At 42.1% G+C, this 18,566-nt stretch carries 21 protein-coding genes; 12 read left to right on the top strand and 9 right to left on the bottom strand.

The window, feature by feature from the left end:
* Positions 1–2 precede the first annotated feature (2 nt).
* Both HC643_RS39030 and HC643_RS39025 read right to left on the bottom strand, forming a co-directional pair.
* Complete coding sequence (locus tag HC643_RS39030; RefSeq protein WP_082051778.1) at positions 3–2,165, bottom strand: PAS domain-containing hybrid sensor histidine kinase/response regulator; 2,163 nt, start codon at positions 2,163–2,165, stop codon at positions 3–5.
* Positions 2,166–2,340: 175 nt separating this feature from the next.
* Positions 2,341–3,390: a hemerythrin domain-containing protein gene (locus HC643_RS39025; RefSeq protein WP_038077204.1), complete on the bottom strand. Its 1,050-nt coding sequence runs from the start codon at positions 3,388–3,390 to the stop codon at positions 2,341–2,343.
* 259 nt (positions 3,391–3,649) lie between these two features.
* On the opposite strand from HC643_RS39025, the gene HC643_RS39020 reads away from it, so the two are divergent.
* From HC643_RS39020 to HC643_RS39005, 4 genes are all read left to right on the top strand, one after another.
* The gene (locus tag HC643_RS39020; protein WP_038077088.1) at positions 3,650–4,390 is read left to right on the top strand and encodes an LmeA family phospholipid-binding protein; all 741 of its coding nucleotides are present in this window, start codon (positions 3,650–3,652) and stop codon (positions 4,388–4,390) included.
* 104 nt (positions 4,391–4,494) lie between these two features.
* Positions 4,495–5,040: a DUF2231 domain-containing protein gene (locus HC643_RS39015; RefSeq protein ID WP_038077090.1), complete on the top strand. Its 546-nt coding sequence runs from the start codon at positions 4,495–4,497 to the stop codon at positions 5,038–5,040.
* Between the two features lie 84 nt (positions 5,041–5,124).
* Positions 5,125–5,541 carry a ribosomal maturation YjgA family protein gene (locus tag HC643_RS39010; protein WP_202048750.1) on the top strand — a complete coding sequence of 139 codons (417 nt, stop codon included), beginning with the start codon at positions 5,125–5,127 and terminating at the stop codon, positions 5,539–5,541.
* Between the two features lie 133 nt (positions 5,542–5,674).
* Positions 5,675–5,902, top strand: a complete 228-nt coding sequence (locus HC643_RS39005) for a DUF167 domain-containing protein (protein ID WP_038077094.1) — start codon at positions 5,675–5,677, stop codon at positions 5,900–5,902.
* Positions 5,903–6,052: 150 nt separating this feature from the next.
* Here HC643_RS39005 and HC643_RS39000 read toward each other — a convergent pair whose 3' ends face one another.
* On the bottom strand, positions 6,053–6,691 hold the full coding sequence (locus HC643_RS39000; RefSeq protein ID WP_038077097.1) for a glutathione S-transferase family protein: 639 nt from the start codon (positions 6,689–6,691) through the stop codon (positions 6,053–6,055).
* Between the two features lie 205 nt (positions 6,692–6,896).
* Here HC643_RS39000 and HC643_RS38995 point away from each other — a divergent pair, with 205 nt between their 5' ends.
* The 4 genes from HC643_RS38995 (at position 6,897) to HC643_RS38980 (ending at position 9,715) form a co-directional block, all read left to right on the top strand.
* The gene (locus tag HC643_RS38995; protein WP_038077101.1) at positions 6,897–7,574 is read left to right on the top strand and encodes an SOS response-associated peptidase; all 678 of its coding nucleotides are present in this window, start codon (positions 6,897–6,899) and stop codon (positions 7,572–7,574) included.
* 122 nt (positions 7,575–7,696) lie between these two features.
* Positions 7,697–8,218 carry a photosystem I assembly protein Ycf3 gene (locus tag HC643_RS38990; protein ID WP_038077104.1) on the top strand — a complete coding sequence of 174 codons (522 nt, stop codon included), beginning with the start codon at positions 7,697–7,699 and terminating at the stop codon, positions 8,216–8,218.
* A 32-nt stretch (positions 8,219–8,250) separates the two neighbouring features.
* Entirely contained in the window at positions 8,251–8,544 is a 294-nt protein-coding gene (gene gatC, locus HC643_RS38985; RefSeq protein WP_038077107.1) for an Asp-tRNA(Asn)/Glu-tRNA(Gln) amidotransferase subunit GatC, read from the top strand.
* Positions 8,545–8,740: 196 nt separating this feature from the next.
* Positions 8,741–9,715, top strand: a complete 975-nt coding sequence (locus HC643_RS38980; protein ID WP_038077110.1) for a glutathione S-transferase family protein — start codon at positions 8,741–8,743, stop codon at positions 9,713–9,715.
* Positions 9,716–9,791: 76 nt separating this feature from the next.
* Here the strand turns inward: HC643_RS38980 and aroA are convergent, their stop codons facing one another.
* The gene (aroA, locus tag HC643_RS38975; RefSeq protein WP_038077115.1) at positions 9,792–11,144 is read right to left on the bottom strand and encodes a 3-phosphoshikimate 1-carboxyvinyltransferase; all 1,353 of its coding nucleotides are present in this window, start codon (positions 11,142–11,144) and stop codon (positions 9,792–9,794) included.
* A gap of 116 nt (positions 11,145–11,260) precedes the next feature.
* On the opposite strand from aroA, the gene HC643_RS38970 reads away from it, so the two are divergent.
* On the top strand, positions 11,261–11,770 hold the full coding sequence (locus tag HC643_RS38970; protein ID WP_038077118.1) for a hypothetical protein: 510 nt from the start codon (positions 11,261–11,263) through the stop codon (positions 11,768–11,770).
* A 107-nt stretch (positions 11,771–11,877) separates the two neighbouring features.
* Here HC643_RS38970 and HC643_RS38965 read toward each other — a convergent pair whose 3' ends face one another.
* The 3 genes from HC643_RS38965 to HC643_RS38955 form a co-directional block, all read right to left on the bottom strand.
* Positions 11,878–12,459 (bottom strand): thioredoxin family protein, encoded by a 582-nt coding sequence (locus HC643_RS38965; protein WP_038077121.1) that lies wholly within the window; start codon positions 12,457–12,459, stop codon positions 11,878–11,880.
* A gap of 100 nt (positions 12,460–12,559) precedes the next feature.
* A complete protein-coding gene (locus HC643_RS38960; RefSeq protein WP_038077124.1) occupies positions 12,560–13,000 on the bottom strand; it encodes a YidH family protein in 441 nt (146 codons plus the stop codon).
* A gap of 139 nt (positions 13,001–13,139) precedes the next feature.
* A complete protein-coding gene (locus HC643_RS38955; RefSeq protein WP_038077127.1) occupies positions 13,140–13,355 on the bottom strand; it encodes a chlorophyll a/b-binding protein in 216 nt (71 codons plus the stop codon).
* A gap of 353 nt (positions 13,356–13,708) precedes the next feature.
* Between HC643_RS38955 and HC643_RS38950 the strand changes: the two genes are divergently transcribed.
* A complete protein-coding gene (locus tag HC643_RS38950; RefSeq protein WP_038077130.1) occupies positions 13,709–15,229 on the top strand; it encodes a thymidylate synthase in 1,521 nt (506 codons plus the stop codon).
* A 3-nt stretch (positions 15,230–15,232) separates the two neighbouring features.
* On the opposite strand, the gene dcd is transcribed toward HC643_RS38950, so the two are convergent.
* Positions 15,233–15,817, bottom strand: coding sequence for a dCTP deaminase (gene dcd / locus HC643_RS38945; protein ID WP_038077132.1), 585 nt, complete (start codon positions 15,815–15,817; stop codon positions 15,233–15,235).
* 197 nt (positions 15,818–16,014) lie between these two features.
* The gene (locus HC643_RS38940) at positions 16,015–16,551 is read right to left on the bottom strand and encodes a P-loop NTPase family protein (RefSeq protein ID WP_038077135.1); all 537 of its coding nucleotides are present in this window, start codon (positions 16,549–16,551) and stop codon (positions 16,015–16,017) included.
* 485 nt (positions 16,552–17,036) lie between these two features.
* Between HC643_RS38940 and HC643_RS38935 the strand changes: the two genes are divergently transcribed.
* Together HC643_RS38935 and rph are read left to right on the top strand one after the other, a co-directional pair.
* Positions 17,037–17,594 (top strand): adenylate kinase family protein, encoded by a 558-nt coding sequence (locus tag HC643_RS38935; RefSeq protein WP_038077209.1) that lies wholly within the window; start codon positions 17,037–17,039, stop codon positions 17,592–17,594.
* Positions 17,595–17,733: 139 nt separating this feature from the next.
* On the top strand, positions 17,734–18,483 hold the full coding sequence (rph, locus tag HC643_RS38930; protein WP_038077140.1) for a ribonuclease PH: 750 nt from the start codon (positions 17,734–17,736) through the stop codon (positions 18,481–18,483).
* Positions 18,484–18,566: the final 83 nt, after the last annotated feature.

Below are 18,566 nucleotides of genomic sequence, written 5' to 3'. Positions count from 1 at the left end.
ACTTACTTATACAATTGAATGAGTTCTAGAATTTCTTGGTCTTTAAACTCTTTTGCTAATTGATGCAGTCTTTTCGCAAAGGGAATGTATTTCTCATCCATTTGTTCGAGTAGGGCTGCTTGTTTAATAATTCCCTTAAAGTTGCCTTTCATCACTAATTCGTACAAAATTTCCATTTGTGCTGTAGGTGGAGCAACTAGACTCCCACGATCTTGCTCTTGATTGCTTGCAGTTTCTGGCTCTTCATAAATCCACTCCAAATGGAGATGTTGTTTCAATTTCTCGAGCAACTCAATAGCCTCTACTGGCTTGGGAAGAAAATCATTTCCTCCTGCTTCTAAACTGCGCTGGCGATCGCTTTCAAAGACACTTGCAGATGACACAATAATAATGATGTCCTTAAATGCTTCAGACTGGCGAATACGCTCAATGAGACCAAACCCTTCCAGTTTTGGCATCAGCAAATCGGTGATGACTAAATCTGGCTGAAATTCCTCCACTTTTTGCCAGCCCTCTTCCCCATCACTTGCTTCAAGGACATCAAAACCAATCGGACTGAGTAAATTGACAATAACAGAGCGATTTGCCCATTTGTCATCAACAATCAGAATTTTAGGTTGGCAATATTTTATACCATTAATCTGTCCGCGAGCGTCTGTTTGGGATGTTTTCGCCCACTCATCAGCAACAGGTAAGTTGACATCAAACCAAAAAATACTGCCAACACCCAGCTCGCTCCGAACTTGAATGGAACTCCCCATTAATTCCACGATTTTTTGGCTAATTGCCAATCCAAGCCCCGTACCTTCCGTCTGTCGTTGTCGGTCTCCCACCTGCTCAAAGGGCTGAAAAATGGCTTGGAGTTGTTCTTGGGCGATACCGATACCAGTATCGCAAACTTCAAAGCGAATTGTGCTTTCTGAAACATAGCCGCTCGTGAAAATAACGCTGCCTGTATCGGTAAATTTGATAGCATTGCTAAGAAGGTTAATCAGCACTTGTCGCAAGCGTTTTTCATCAGCTTGGATACCAATTGGTAGGTCTGATGTCAAGTGGTAGTGAAACTCAATGCCTTTGAGTTCGGCGCGGATGCGGCACATTTCCGCTACACCTTGCAGAAATGCAGGCAAGTGGAAGTCAGTAGGTAGAAGTTCTAATTTTTGAGCTTCAATCTTTGATAAATCGAGAATATCATTGATTAGAGTGAGCAAATGCGAACCACACTGGTAAATCACATTAATTTGCGATCGCTCTTCTTCAGTCAAGTGTTTTGAACGTTGCAGGATTTGAGCATACCCCAGTATGCCATTCAATGGAGTTCGCAACTCGTGGCTCATGTTAGCAAGAAATTCACTTTTTGCATAACTTGCTGCTTCTGCGGCTTCTTTCGCTTTAGCAAGCGCTAGTTCAGCTTCTTTGCGAGCGGTGATATCGCTATGTATTCCAATCCATTCTCGAAGGCTTCCATCTGCGTTCAATATGGGAACACCTCGTACACTCATGTAGCGATACTCGCCATCATAACGGCACAAACGATGCTCAATTTCGTAATATATCTTCTTATCAAGTGCATTTAACCACATTTCAGCAGTATATGCTCTATCTTCAGGATGAATCGCATTCAACCAGCCCCATCCTTGAAATTCATCAAAAGATTGTCCGGTAAAGGCATGCCATTGAGGTTGTTCTGTGACAAACTCGCCCTTTCCGTTAGTATCCCAGATAATTTGAGATGTTGCTTCAATCAACAAGCGAAATCGTTCTTCGCTATGTTGAAGCGCTATCTCTGCTTGTTTGCGCTGAGTCATGTTTTCGTTGTACATGATCGAGCCGCCAATTTCACCACTCGTGGTGTACCAAGGGCGAAGTGACCAGCGCATCCACAGAAGCGATCCATCTTGTCTTAGATAGGCGTCTTCATCACTTTGTGCGATCGCACCTGTCAAACATTGTTGGTGAATTTGCTTCCATTCTTCAGGCTGATCCGGAAAGATCTCGTAGTGAGAGCGCCCGATAATGTCATCGGTCAAGTTATAGTCCTCGAGCCATTTTGAATTCACCATTAAATAGCGCATTTCGCGATCGAACAGCACTATCCCAACAGGAGCATATTCAATTGCTTGCGGTAAGTAGGTTGCACGTTCATATAAAGGCGTGACTGACATTTGTTATGTAGGGCTTTCCAGCGTTGAGTATCTTAAATTAAGTATTCCCTAAAAGCATAGAAAAATAACAGATCTCATCAACAAACAAAAACTCCCAACACTTGGTGTGGGAGTTATCATCTTTCACCTGAAACCGATCTAGAGACGCGAAGCTTTGCGTCTCTAAATCTCTAGACTATCTAGCGCCAACTACGCCAAGCTTCTTCTGAATTTCAACCTTAGCTGCTTTGAATTGAGTTGCCAATTGCTCGCTTTGATCGGAGCTTAAGTTGTTGCGGATAGCAGCAAACATTGTGCTTTCTTCTTGACGAATGTGGTCGCCAACAATATCCATCAAGTTTTTAATTCTATCTTTGAACTGCTCCATGTTAGAAGGGTTGATAGATTGAATTTCTTTTAACAACCGCTTCATTTCAGCTTGCTCGTCGTACAGTTCTTGAGTGTCGTTCTGACCGTAGAAGGGACGCACTGCAGGATAGACAACTTGCTCTTCAGCTTCAGCGTGAGCAGTGAGATCCTTGAAGATCTGACCGAAGTACTCTTGGATCTTTTGAGGATTGTTGCTAGCTAAAAGTTCGGTGAACAGGGTGTTAACCTTGTTGTGATCCAGACGGATAACATCCTGAACGTTCAAATCGTTCTTATCAGAGGTTTGGGTAACTGCGCTACCAAATACACCGCTTAATGCAGCCATAGCGTCTTGAACGCGTCCCCAGATACCTTGATCGGCGTCTTGACCGGTGAGTTCGCGAACACCCAGAATCTCTAGAACACCCTTGAGTTGCTCTTGATGAGCGCGGTTCTCAAAGTTAACAGTGTTTAAAGGTCCAATAGCCAACAATACGTCAGCACCAACTTTTTGTGCTGCTTTGTGAATGGTCAAACCAGTCATCACTTGCTGGTGCTTCAGCAATTCGTGCTGGAACACTTTTTCATACAAGCTCAATTCAGATCCTTGCTGCAATTGACGAACCTTGTCAATCATTTGTGTAACTGTGTTTTCTGGTTCGGCTTGAATGCCATACTGACCGATTACAGTTTCCAGAACGCCTATGTTCTTGTTATCATCATCAAGCATCTTCCGGAAGCGATCGGCAACTTCGGAATCGCTAATTTGGCTGAGCAACTTTTGCTCGTTTTCAACGATCAGCTTTTGAATTGCCTTCATATCTGCCAGTTTAATAGCAAGGGCAGAACGCTTGGTATCATCTAAAGTTGCAACCATTTTCTGGTTCCCCTCTGGAAAATTTTTTGTAGTGATTTCAATTTCAAAAGTTGCACAATTATCAATTACATTCCATCTTTCTTTTGACCGATAGCTCACAAAACTTCGGGTAGAAAAAAGAAAATTCACCTCAATTAAAGGAAATCTCAGCTATTTGATAGATAAGAGAGTTCTTTCGATTACCCCACAAGATAGATTAATTGTCTGCGCCAATTTTCTAGATTGGCGCAAGGAAGATCAAATAGGAGATAAAAACACAATGCCCGATAATCCGGGACTTGGCGAGCATGCACTAAACAAAGCCGCAGAAATAGGTCTATCCAGCCAATTAGATGAAGTAGAAAATTTGGATGTAAATATTCAAACCGATCCCTTCAAACTCATTCAGGGTGAAGTGGATTCAGTGACTATTGAAGGCGAAGGTTTGGTTATGCAAAAAGACCTTCGCATGCAGGAAATGGAAATGCATACGGGTAGCGTAGCTATCAATCCCCTAAGTGCTGCTTTTGGAAAGATAGAACTTACCAAACCAGCAAAAGGAACTGCCAGGGTTGTTTTAACTCAAGAAGATATTAACCGTGCCTTTAACTCTGACTATGTTCGCTCTCAATTGCAAGAGCAAAAAATTCATATCAACGGGCAATCTAGAACAATTGTTACTCAACAAGTTGATTTTCGGTTACCCGGTAATAACAAAGTTACGTTAAGCGCTAACGTGATTTTAAAAGAAACTAATGAAAATCACAAAGTAGCCTTTTCCGCAGTACCTAAAGTTAGCGGAAACGGGCAAACAGTGAGTTTGGAAAATGTGGAATATGCCGAGACTCAAGAAGTATCTCCCGAACTCACAAAAGCTTTGGTAAATGCAACTAGTAAAATTTTAAATTTGAGTAATTTCGATTTAGAAGGAATGACCCTCCGAATTAAACAACTAGAAGCTGAACAAGGCAAACTCATTATCCAAGCAGAAGCTTTTGTGGAGCAAATTCCTACAGGCTAGTCGATAAAGAAGCCTGGAACTAGAAACAAACTTGCCTTCTTGTGGGAGATTTGTTTCTATTCCCCAAACCCCAGTTCATTTTATACAATAGTCAAGGAAGAGAAATGACGGAAACTCAAGAAAGAAACACAACACCCTATCCAAATATTCCTGCTTTTCTAGAAAGTGATAACAGAGAATTTAGAGACACTGGTATCCCGAGTACGGTTTCAGTGGTAGGACACCCCATTCACCCAATTCTCGTTCAATTCCCGATCGCTTTCCTTGTAGGAGCACTGTTAACTGATGCAGTCTTCTGGTTCACTGGAGATGTTTTTTGGGCAAAAGCTTCTTTTTGGTTAATTGTTGGTGGATTAGTAGGGGGTCTTGTAGCAGCTTTGACTGGTATTTTGGATTTTCTCAGAATACCTAGAGTCCGCAAGCGTACTGCAGGTTGGGCGCATATGTTTCTCAATATTGCAGCTCTTTTACTGACTGTTATTAATCTTGCAGTCCGTTGGAATAACCCTATATCGGCTGTATTGCCTTGGGGACTTGTTATTTCAGTTCTTGTTGCTACTCTTCTTGGTGTCTCTGGTTGGTATGGTGGCGAATTAATTTATCGCCATAAAATTTCAGTCATTGGCAATGGTAACCCAAATTACCCGTAGGGCGATCTCTTTACGGGTTTCTTGGCTGGAGAATGGTGTATAAATGTAGTTTAACTTCTTTTCCCCAGCCCCAATTCTAAAACAATGCTGTCCAGACAAACACCAAACTTTCACATCCTCTTATCTTTGCTCATCGTTACCGCGATGGGTTTTTTCTTTAAGTATTATGTCGGTCCTGGCGATGGATGGTTAAACAATTATGGATCTGCTGTTTTTTACGAAATTTTTTGGTGCTTATTTGCATTTATATTTTTTAAAGGTCAAGCAGCTATCTGGCAAATTCCCTTATGGGTTTTTCTTATCACTTGTATGCTGGAATTTTTACAATTATGGCATCCACCTCTATTAGAGCAATTCCGCGCTACCTTGATAGGTCAGTGGTTGCTTGGTACGACTTTTACTTGGTGGGATTTTCCCCATTACTTGTTGGGCTGTGTTTTGGGGTGGTTGTGGTTGCAAAAATTACCATATAAAGGCAGCAAGGTAAAAGGTAATGTTTGATACTTGATTTATAAGGCAGAAGCACCCCACTAGCTATCAAGACAGCGGGGCGGTTTTATACGACTTATAATGGACGTGGCTATTTACCCCAACATCTTCATTCGTAGGCGTCCATAGCTGTCTTTATAACATGATGCAAAAAAAAGTCAAAGTTAAACCCAATTCAAAAGTTGCCAAAATAGAAGAAGAAGCTGATGGAAGTCTTACAGTGCATCTAAAATCTCCACCTGTAGATGGTAAGGCGAATGAAGAGTTAATTCGATTGCTCGCAGCAAAATTTGACGTGCCAAAATCCTGTATTAGGATTAAGTTGGGTTTATCGTCACGGCAAAAGTTAGTTGAAATTGATACTCATCAGTGAGCGGCGATCGCGAAGCACTCACCCTTTGCTCTTCATATTAAAAAAATAGGAGCTTGGAGCAACAGATGAACGCAGATGAATGCGGGAATAGCTTGTTCTATCTGCGTGTCTCTGCGTAGGTAATGTATCTTGTGTGTATTGAGTAATAACTCACAACTCGACAGTTTGAAATGTTTTAATTTCTTCCGTGATACTGATATGTCCTGGTTGTGCTTTCACTCGTTCTATCCAAGCTTGTATTTTAGGAAAGGGCGATAGGTTAAATCCTCCTTCCTCAGCTACATGAGTGTAAGCAAATAAACCAATATCAGCAATTGTGTATCGGTCTCCTACAAAAAAATGGTGATTTGATAAATGGTTTTCCATGACTTTAAGAGCTGCGTAACCTTGTTCGCGTTTTTGCTCTATAGCTGTAGTGTACTCTTCAGCTTTACCTAGTATGGAAATCCAAAATCTTGGTGTAGCAATGTAAGGTTCGTGGCTGTACTGCTCAAAAAACAACCACTGTAGTACTTTTGCTCGTGAATAGGGATCGTAGGGTAAGAACTCCGTTCCTTCACTAAGATACACCAGAATGGCATTTGATTCTGTTAAGTATTTCCCTGGTTGAATTTCCAAAACAGGAATTTTACCGTTTGGATTTTTACTTAAAAATTCTGCTGTTCGGGTTTCACCATTGGTAATATTAACCTCTACCCTCTCAAATGGGATGCCAATTTGTGTCAATAAAAGACGTATCTTGTAGCCATTGCCTGAGGGTAAAAAATCATACAAACGCAGGGTTTCCATGCCAAAAAAAATTGGGATGAATTGGTTGACAGGTCATGTTGTAAAAATACAGCATATCTTCGGAAAAGACAAATAAATATGATAAAATATATAGACAAGAAAACATTTTAGTAGAAAAAAGAATTCTCTCAAAAATAAAAAATAAAAGTAATATTTAATGCCGGACTTTAGATGTTTAATATTAATCATTAGTTAAGGAAAAAGTATGTGTGGAAGATTTACTTTGAGCCAGTCAGCAACAGCTTTAGCACAAAGCTTCCATGTGGAAATTTCTGACTTGGAGCCGAAATATAACATTGCACCTACGCAAATGGTATGGGCAGTCTTGTACGACCAAACCAGTGAAAAGCGTAAATTACAGCAGTTACGATGGGGTTTGATTCCTTCATGGGCAAAAGAGCCAGGAATGGGAGCAAAACTGATTAATGCAAGAGCAGAAACAGTAGCAGAGAAACCTGCTTTCCGTTCGGCGTTTAAACGGCGACGTTGTTTAATAGTGGCAGACGGTTTTTACGAATGGCAGCAACGTGACGGGAAAAAACAGCCGTTCTATTTTCGCCTACAAAATGGGGAAGCTTTTGGGTTTGCAGGATTGTGGGAGGAATGGCAATCGCCCGCAGACCAAACCGTATCATCCTGTACAATTTTGACAACAAAGGCAAACGAATTACTCGAACCAGTACACGATCGCATGCCAGTGATTCTCGCTCGGAAAGATTACGATTTGTGGTTGGCTCCGCAGGTGCAAACGCCAGAGATGGTACAACAACTAATGCAACCCTACCCATCTGAAGCAATGACTGCCTATCCTGTAAGCACTGCAGTAAACAATCCCAAGCACGATAGCCCAGATTGTATTCAAGCATTAAGCGCGAAAATGTAGCTGCAAATCAGTTAGATTAGCTATTGAGCAGTTGGTTAGTGGTGAGTACTGAGTACTCAACTGCCTACCAGGCACCTTGCAAACCGCAATTATATTGGCACCGACATCATAACAAACTCAATATGCCAAGAACTCAGAAGAACGACAATTTCATTGACAAAACCTTTACAGTTATGGCAGATCTAATCCTTAAGATTCTGCCAGCTAATAAGAGAGCTAAAGAAGCCTTTGTTTACTACCGAGATGGAATGTCGGCGCAGTCAGAAGGAGAATACGCTGAAGCTCTAGAAAACTATCAAGAAGCTCTCGAATTGGAAGAAGATACCAACGATCGCAGCTACATTCTCTACAACATGGGATTAATTCACGCCAGCAATGGCGAGCACGACAAAGCATTGGAATTGTATCATCAAGCTTTAGAATGCAATCCCCGCCTACCCCAAGCCTTAAATAACATTGCCGTTATTTACCACTATCAAGGAGAAAAGGCAAAAGAAGCAGGAAACGAAGACCTTGGAGAATCGCTGTTTGACCAAGCTGCAGATTATTGGATTAGAGCAATCCGCTTAGCTCCCAATAACTACATTGAAGCCCAAAACTGGCTGAAGACAACCGGACGCTCTCAAATTGACGTATTCTTTTAGTCAGTGACCAGTGACCAGTGACCAGATAAATCATGATTGACCGCGAACAAGTCCGCAAAGTCGCTCTTTTAGCTCGGTTAGAGTTAACACCAGAAGAGGAAGAGAAATTCACCACACAGCTCGGAGATATTCTTGACTACGTGCAGCAACTGAATGCATTAGATGTGACTGATGTACCACCCACAACACGGGCTATTGATGTCAGTAATGTAACACGACCCGATCGGCTGCAACCCTACAGCGATCGCGAAGCCATTCTTCAGAGCGCACCCGAGCAAGAAGGTGAGTTTTTCAAGGTTCCCAAAATACTCAATCCTGAAGAGTAAGTGGTTAGTGGTTAGTGGTAGATAGTATTAACCTTTAATGGTGTCAATAATTATTAGGTTCTACCCTCAGAGGTAAATTTAGTTACTAGCAATCAGCTATAACTAATACCAGAAGATCGGCAACCACCAACAATAACAGGCGAGACGCCTGTGCTACACACTAACCACTAATCACCAACAACTAAGAACTAAAACAATGAGCTTGGGAATCCTGAAAGATGGTCAGTGGGTATCGCAACGGGAGCAAGAGGACTCACAAGGAAAATTTATCCGTCCCTCAACAACCTTTCGCAACAAAATTACAGCTGACGGTTCTAGTGGGTTCAAAGCTGAACCGGGACGCTACCATTTGTACATCTCTTGGGCTTGTCCTTGGGCAAACCGCACTGCCATTCTCCGCGAATTGAAAGGACTGCAAGATGTCATTGGTCTTTCGGTAGTTGCACCAGAAATGCGGGACAACGGTTGGGAATTTTCTGATGAACCGGGATGCATTCCCGATACAATTAACAGCACTCAGTATTTATGGCAACTTTATCTCAAAGCCGACCCCAATTATACCGGACGAGTCACGGTTCCCGTTTTATGGGATGCACAAAATGGCACAATAGTCAATAATGAATCCCGAGAAATTATACGGATGTTGGACACCGAGTTTGATGCTTTTGCCAAGCACGATGTCAATTTTTATCCAAAAGACTTGCAGAAATCTGTAGATGAGACCATTGATGCCATTTACCAACCTATCAATAATGGCGTGTACCGGGCTGGATTCGCTACAACTCAGTCAGCCTATGATGAAGCAGTGACTGAATTATTTGCAGCTCTCGATCGTTGGGAGAAACTTTTAGGAAAACAACGCTATTTGTGTGGAGATCAAATCACTGAAGCAGATTGGTGTCTGTTTACAACTCTGTTTCGCTTTGACGCAGTTTACTACGTGCATTTTAAGTGCAATTTACGCCGGATTACTGAGTTTCACAATCTCTGGAATTATCTTAAAGATCTCTATCAACAGCCAGGAGTTAAAGAAACTTGTAATCTCGACCATATTAAACGGCACTATTACAAAAGTCATCCCAAAGTCAATCCCACTCGGATTGTTCCCAAAGGACCGATTATTGATTTTGATGCTCCTCACGATCGCCTAACACTGACCGAGCGTCGGTGACTGGTTCAGACACTCTCGTTTCCAGGCGAAGCCTGGGAACGAGAAAGACCAAAAAGAAGTACAACTACAAACCCATTTAGCTGCGACAAACTTGTTGTAAGGTAGCAACAAATTCTGGGTAAGAAACAGCAGCCGCTTCCGCACGCTGGATGTGAGTGGCTCCAGAAGCATTGAGGGCTGCGATCGCCAAACTCATTGCAATTCGGTGATCGGTATAACTATCGACTTCAGCACCTGAAAGAGGAGTACCTCCAGTAATTTCCATCCCATCGGGTAACTCTGTCACTTTTGCTCCCATTTTATTAAGTTGATGAGCCATCACAGCAATGCGATCGCTTTCCTTGACTCGCAATTCTTCAGCATCTCGAATCACTGTTGTTCCTTCTGCAAAAGCTGCTGCAACTGCCAAAATAGGAATCTCATCAATCAACCTGGGTATTATGTCGCCTGCAATGGTGCAACTCTTCAAACGACTGGAACGTACCCGTAAATCTGCTACTGGTTCTCCTGCTACCGTGCGCTCCTGCACTTGCTGGATATCAGCACCCATCATTTCCAACGCTTCTAAAATGCCAGTACGGGTGGGATTAACGCCAACATTTTCAATGGTCAATTCCGAATTTGGTACGATCGCTCCTGCGACCAACCAAAAAGCAGCAGAACTGATATCTCCCGGTACAATCACTGTTTGTCCGTGAAGTTGAGATGGTCCGGTGACAGTGACGCTGTTGGTTTCCGGGTCTACAGTTAATTCTGCTCCAAAAGCCTTTAACATTCGCTCGCTGTGATCGCGGGAAAGGGCTGGTTCGGTAACTGTTGTTTTTCCCTCTGTTAATAAACCTGCAAGCAGAATGCAGGATTTGACTTGTGCTGAAGCAATGGGAGAATTAAAGTGGATGGGCTTGAGAGCTGTTCCTTGAACAGCCAGAGGAGCTAGGGAATTTCCCTTCCGCCCCCAAATTTGTGCTCCCATTTCTTGTAAAGGTTTAACAACACGAGACATGGGACGCGATCGCAGTGAATTATCTCCCGTGACAGTAAAGAAACGTCCTGGATGAGATGCGAGAAGCCCCAGCATGAGACGGATTGTTGTTCCAGAGTTTCCCGCATTGAGGACATCAATGGGTTCTTGTAAGTTTCCCAAACCAATACCTTTCACCTTCACGAGTTCCGTATTTAATTCGGAAATTTCTGCGCCCATGGCTTGGAAACAACTCGCTGTGCTGCAAGGATCTTCCCCCAAAAGCAAACCTTTAATTGTGGTTTCCCCAGATGCTAGAGCACCCAACATTAAAGCTCTGTGGGAAATGGATTTGTCCCCAGGAACTCGGATACGACCTTGTAAAGATAATCCAGTCGTTGGTCGTTTAATGATTAAGTTTTGAGAAGTATTGTCCCCGATTTCTACAGTTATAACAGAAGCTGACATTAGGATGAATTGACGTGTGACTGCGCTAGTATCCTATCGCTTTCTCAGTACCGTCAGAGCTACCGATATTTGTTAATTTCTGAAACGTTTATTGGCTTTTAACCCTTTTCGCTCCCATGCTTACTCACCATCGCAAGCCCGTGTGCTTATCACTGGTTTCTACAGATCTACCAGTTTGGTCTGTTGTTGAAACTGCTGCAACTCTTTATCAGAAAGATTGCGATCGATTCCACTTACTTTTAACGACACCACCTGTAAAGAATTGTAAAACAGAAAGACCCCATAACGAACAAAAGAATTTATTGGAAGAACCAAGCAGCGCTATCCCCAATAGCCCCAGAGTCCTTTGGTTGGAGATCTCCCCTTACCGAGTCATTATGACCATGCAAGGTAACAATCAGCTCAGTTACCGTCATTTTTGGGAACAAGGGGTTTATGGAATTACTCGTTACTGGTTACCTAGCGAACCCATACAACAAAACGAACCTATACGTCTGCGGAACTTTACTCGCAATTTAAAATTGGACGGACATCCTTTTCCCAAGCATTTGCGAGTGGAATACGAATTGTGGACGGGAGATGTGCAATTGGGAAATTACATCCTTCAATTAGATATTAAACATTGATGGCTAATGGCTAATGGTTAATGGCTAATGGTTAATGGCTGATGGCTAACGGTTAATAGCTAAGGTCAGACTGGAAATTTCTACAATTAGCTATTAGCTATTAGCTATTAGCCAAAATAACTTGGTGCGTTACCAGGTTTCCATTTGATATTGCAACCGACACTTGGCTTTTGCTCGCTTAAGAGCGATCGCTCTGCTAATACAGCTTCTATAGCAGCACGTAAATCTGCACCTGTTACGGGTTTCCCATTACTCGGACGGCTATCATCTAATTGTCCCCTATAAGCTAACCTGCGATCGGCATCAAATAAGAAGAAATCGGGAGTGCAAGCGGCGGTGTACGCTTTTGCTGTTTCTTGGCTGTCGTCGTAACAAAGGGGAAAGTTAAAATCTAGCTCTACAGCCATTTTCTTTAATGACTCAGGTGAATCATCTGGGTAGTTTTTAGCATCGTTAGCACTGATAGCAACAATTGCCAAATCTTTACTGAGATAATCTTTACCCAATTGTGCCAGTTCTTGTTTTACATGCTTTACAAACGGGCAATGCTGACAGATAAACATAATCAATAGCGCTTTCTTCCCCGTGAAGCTAGAAAGCGAAATTGTTTCCCCAGTTCTGACATCCGGTAACTCAAAATCCGGTGCTTGAGTACCTAGCGGTAACATCGTTGAAGCAGTTAAAGCCATGATTCACCGAATCAGTTATTAGTTAACAATTATCATTGTAGGAAAAAATGGTTGGTAGTTGGTAGGGGCGTCAAGCATTACGTCCGTATGGGAGTTGGCGTTAACGCCAATTGCGTGACTGGGGCTGTATGGGAAGTTTTGAAGGATGGGTAAACAATCTCTCTCGAACGAGGAGCATTGGTAAACTCAGGAATCCAAAAAATATAACAAATCCGGTCATTAGCCAAACAGTGAAGCGTTTGGGTTGATAATTTCCCTGTTCGATCTGCTGGAAAACTTGATTGTACTGCCATGCTGCTAAGGCAATAGTCACAATACCAAAGATGACTAAAGTTATGCCCAAATTCTCTGAGTTAAACACTGGATGCGGTACGGGTTCTTGTTGAGTCAGAGTAAAGTTCAGCTGGCGTAAAAACAAACCAAAGCGAGCCAGAGCAAAACCAAAGCCTATCAGCGCTATTGAAGTGCGTAGCCAAGCTAGAAATGTGCGTTCATTAGCTTGGTGCTCCCTTTGACGATCTATATTGGGCGTTTTATTCATAGTTAGCAGTTGTGTTCTCTCTGACCCAAAAGAACATACCGCATTTTGTACCTTTGAACACTCTTTCCTTCGGACAGCTTTTAAAACAAAAAGACGCGATGGGCTCACGTCTCTTTGCTACCAGAAGTAAAAATTATTTTTACAGGTTTTGTAGTAAACCAAAGATTCCATGACCTGTAAACACTTCTAACGCTATTAGAGACACAAAGCCAATCATCGCCAAACGACCGTTGGTAAGTTCGGCGTAAGGAGTAAAACCAGTGCGATCGCCTTGCTCGTCTACGTAGACTTTAGGCTCGATGGCAAAATTGTTCATTTTACCTGCTTCGTCAACTATGGCACCTCTATACTGCATAAAAATGTCCTGAATGAAATAATTGCTTTATGTAAATAAATGTAACAAATAAGTTAAGGAATGTAAAGCGCTATAAGTTTTGTTGTGGGTACTGGCTGTGAAGCTTTTAACCTGGTTATGCGAAGGTCATGATGAAAAAATGTACAGATTTGGCGAGCAGTCATTTCTCGTTACCAGCCTCCGGCTCGTTGAGCCGATTTAAGACAGGAGGCTCATTGTCAGCCAACAAAATTGGAAGAAGCTTTTGGTGTAGTATTAAGAGTCTGTGTATAGTTCTAGCTCCCCGATTTCTTAAAAGTCGGGATCTGGAAACACATTAAGTTACTTAAAGAAGTCGGGGATTTGGCAGCGCTATGACCGTAAGCGCATTTCAGTTTAAATATAAAGCACTGTACAAGCCCAATCAGTTAATTTACGGGCAGGGACAAACAGTGATCGTGACAGGATGGACGGTAAAGAGTACAGTGCAAAAGCACTTGCTACCAGAAGAGTATGCAGTTATTGGACAGTTGTACTCTCCTACACGAGGACTGAACTTACTGATTCGCAATTTGCTTCTTAACCCCCACGTTCGTTACTTGGTGATATTGAATGCGACGAAGGAAGACAAGAATGCAGGTGCGTGTGAATGCTTGCTAGACTTCTTCCGCAATGGTTTTGAAAAAGGTGTCAGTGATACTGGGCGACAGTGCTGGGTTGTGAAGTCTTCGTATTCTGGATACATCGATATTGAGGTTGATGCGATCGCATTACAGAACCTGCGACAGTCAGTGGAGTATCGTGAAGCCAAATCCATTGCTGAAGCGGTATCTTCTGTGAAGTCCTATGCTCAACAAGGAGCCATGGAACCTTGGGGATCGCCTTTAGAATTTGATCTGTCTGGTGTTGAGTCTGCGATTTTACCAGGGGAACGGTACGGACATAGAATTGAGGGAAAAACCATTGCTGAAACATGGGTAAAAATTATTCATCTCATTAAGACAACGGGGACTCTTCGACCAACTGCATATGATGGACAATGGCAAGAATTGATCGATCTGATGGCAATTGTTACCTCAGAACCAGAAAATTTTTATTTTCCAGAACCCAATTATTTACCAATTGACCGAAGCTTTCTGCAAGAATATGTTTCTCAAATTTTAGATGATGCTCCCCAACATGAAGGTGTTAAATATACTTACGGGCAGAGATTGCGTTCTCATTTTGGGCGGGATCAAATTCAGTTGTGTATTGACAAACTTGTCAAGGATATCAATTCAGCAAGAGTCGTGATGTCTTTGTGGGATGTGGGGAATGATGCCAATGATAGCCCACCTTGTCTTAACCATATTTGGGTGAGAGTCGTTGATAGCGAGCTATCTCTCACAGCAACTTTCCGCAGTAATGATATGTTCTCAGCATGGTGTGCAAATGCTATGGGTTTGAGAGCATTGCAAATGCACATTAGAGATAAAATTAATAAAAGTGCGGCATATAATTTGAAACTGGGTCCGCTTGTTACTGTTAGTCAAAGCGCTCACATATATGATGATTGTTTTGAGAACGCTGAAAAAGTTATAAAAACTTACTACCCTAAAATTTGCCAACAACGTGACTATAGCGATCCCTCAGGTAGTTTTACGATTGTAGTACAAAATGAGGAAATTGTTGTCGAACACATGACGCCCGGTTCGGGAGAAGTTGTTAATTGTTATTCGGGAAAATCTGCCAAACAAATTTTAACCTGGATCGCAGCAGATTGTCCTGCCTTGCAAGTCGAACACGCCATGTATTTGGGAAGAGAGTTGCAGAAAGCAGAGCTTGCTTTGTCAAGTACAGGAGAGTTGATATACGAGCAAGACCGACCGTTAAAGAAATTTGTTACTATTAACTGAACATCAGATTTTAGCAAGAGTAACCATAGCTTGTTGATTTTGGTATTTCCCATTACGATCTGCGTATGAAGTAGCACAAGGATCTCCTTCAAAGAAGAGTAGCTGAACAACCCCTTCATTTGCATAAATGCGACAGTCTGCACTAGAAGCATTACTGAATTCTAGAGTAATGTATCCTTCCCAACCAGCTTCAATAGGAGTTATGTTAGCAATTATCCCGCATCTCGCAAGGGTAGATTTGCCTACGCAAATTGCTGTCACATTTTTAGGCATTGAGACTTTTTCACGACTCACTCCAAGTCCGTAGGCGTTGGCTGGTATGACAAAGTACTTTGAACCATCTTCATCTTCCTGAAGAACAGCTGTTTCTAAATTTTTAGGATTGAAGCGTTTGGGGTCTACAATTGTACCCGGAATGTGGCGAAACACGCGAAAATCCAATTCACTTAAGGATAAGTCATAACCATAAGAACTAAGACCAAAACTTATGACTTTTCGATTCTCAAGTTGTCGAATCAAAGACTTTTCAAAAGGAACAATCATTCCCTTTTCTGCTTGCTCAATAATCCATTTATCATTCTTAATCATTGTTCCAATCTTGTAACTAAATAAACTGAAATACTAGGATAGCTTAACGCGAACGCCTTCTTGTTTGTGTTCGCATTGGCGATCGCCACTTAGCTTGTACCTTGCATACAACGTGTCAAAGGTTCACGATTAAAAACAGTAATTTCTCCTCATCCAGGTCGATTTGCGTCATTGGTGCGGTTCCAAGCTACTTCTTACTAAGGCTGATGGCTGCGACGAATTTCTGAAATCTGATCTGCTATATCTAGAATAGACTGGGGCATTTCTGGGCCCGTAAAAATAATATCAATGTGTGACGGACGATTTGCCAAAAATGCCAAAACTTCTGTTTCAGGAATTAAGCCAAAGTGAATGGCTAGGCTAAGTTCATCCAAGACAACGAGAGAATACTTATCCTCGAAGATAACTTTTTGCGTGTATTGCCATAACTTTTGTAAAGATTGCGCTTCGGTTTCGTCCACCTGTGGTGTATCAATGCATCGAGGTAAATCGCAACGTATCCAATCTAATTTTTGTCCCAACCGCATTGGGCGATCGTGTCCCTGATGAATGCCACCCTTAAGAAATTGTACAACTAGCACGGGTGTACCCTGACCTGCTATCCTCAGTGATTGAGCCATAACACTGGTAAAAAAGCTACGGTGAGGACTTGTAAAAACTTGTACTAACCCTTTCATGGAATACGGCAAGTCAAGAGTTGAATTTTCACTGGAAGTTTCTAGCTGAGCAATCATAAATTTTGTGTAATAATTTACAAAAAATAAATATTTTTACTGAATTCGTTTTTTGCAAGTCTACCTATATAATTTAGCCATTTTCTACAGTACGCAATGTTTCTAGCTAGTTGCATTCTTAGTCAACCACTAGGTTTGGGGTTTAGTCAAGAGTAAGCTGCTGCCCATATAATTTGCATATTCTAAGACTGTGGGAAAATTAGCCAAAGCTTCCCCTGCACTCCCACCTGCTCCCTCTTACTCTCGGTCAAGATAAGGAAAATAAATGCCTTAGAATCGATAAATATTGAACTCCTTGGCTTTTTTTAGGTTAAAGCGGTAAAAAATAAAACTTATAACTAGAAAAACAAGTGAACTTAGTAGACTGTATTTGTAATTTTTTGAAAAATCGTTGAATTTCTAAAGATCTACTGCTATTTGCTGTCTCTTGGGAGGCTTTAAGTAATAAACGTTACAAATATGACATGGAAAAGGAGCTAACAGTTGTGAGATTAGTTATACTAGGAGGCTCGGGATCGGGAAAAAGTACTCAAGCACACAGGCTGAGTAAATATTTTGAGGTTCCTTTAGTCTCTGTAGGTGAGATTTTACGCTCTGCGATCGCCAACCTAACAGATTTAGGTCGTTTCGCTCAGCCCTATGTTGACATGGGGGAGCTTGTTCCAGATGAAATAATGATTGAATTTATAAGCAAGCAACTGACAAAACATGATGTAGACTGTGGTTGGGTATTGGAAGGTTACCCCCGTACAGCTTTTCAAGCAGAAGAACTGGATTTTTTACTAGAAGGTTTGGGGCAAAAATTAGACTGGGCGATTTATCTCCAAGTGTCGCAGGCAGTCATGGTAACTCGTTCGGTAGAACGTTCTCTTCCCGATGATTTACCAGAAATTGTACAGCGCCGTGTGGAGTTGTTCTACGATCGCACCGTTCCTATCTTAGAATACTACGATCGCCGCCGTCGATTGTTAACCATTAACGGCGACCAGTTACCAGAAATGGTACAGCACAGCATTGTTTCGCTTTTGTGTAAGCCCTCGTAAAAATTGGGGTATGCGGTCACTCTTCAAGTGCAAGAGTTTGGCAATGCAAAATTGTACTAATTATCTTTAAAAATACTTAAAGCATGACGTTGAAATTTTAGTAGGCTGTATTGTATATAAAAATTTCGAGGCAATCCCAATGGCTTGGCAGCGTCCAGACGGTCGGCAACCCCACCAACTACGTCCTATTAGCTTCCAGCAAGGTTTTACCCGTTATGCATCCGGCTCCGTGCTGACAAAATTTGGGGAAACTCACGTACTGTGTACAGTCAGCGTTACTAAAGGAGTTCCGAGATTTCTAGAAGGCACAGGTAAAGGTTGGTTAACTGCTGAGTATCGAATGCTACCATCAGCAACCCATCAGCGACAAGAACGGGAATTTATGAAATTGTCTGGAAGGACACAAGAAATCCAAAGATTGATTGGACGTAGCTTGCGAGCTGCCTTGGATTTAGAAGCCCTAGGAGAACGAACGCTAACAGTGGATGCAGATGTATTGCAGGCAGATGCAGGCACGAGAACAACAGCTGTCACGGGGGGATTTGTGGCTCTAGCAAATGCAATTTCCAAGTTATTGCAGCAGGGAGTTATAGAGCGATCGCCTTTAATCGGACAGGTAGCAGCAGTGTCAGTAGGATTGCTAGAAGAAGAACCATTTTTGGATTTAGATTATACAGAAGATGTTGCGGCTGGAGTCGATTTTAACGTAGTGATGAATCAAAACTTGGGAATTATTGAAATCCAAGGAACTGCTGAAGAGGGCAGTTTCAGTCGCCAGCAACTTGGGGAACTTCTAAATTTTGCCGAAAAAGGAATTCAACAATTGTTAATTTTGCAACAGGAAGCGATCGCTGATTGGAAGGACATCTATCGAGGAGCTACAAGTTAGGGAAGCACCTCTCCCTTATCCCCCCAACACCCAATCCCCAAGCCCATGATGTTAAAAGTTTCAAAAGGGAGAAAGGGAAATTG

This window comes from Tolypothrix bouteillei VB521301 (assembly GCF_000760695.4).
GTDB classification, from domain to species: Bacteria; Cyanobacteriota; Cyanobacteriia; order Cyanobacteriales; family Nostocaceae; genus Scytonema; species Scytonema bouteillei_A.
The sequence above is the reverse complement of the archived record's forward strand: the minus strand, read 5'-3'. Positions and strand labels throughout refer to the sequence as shown.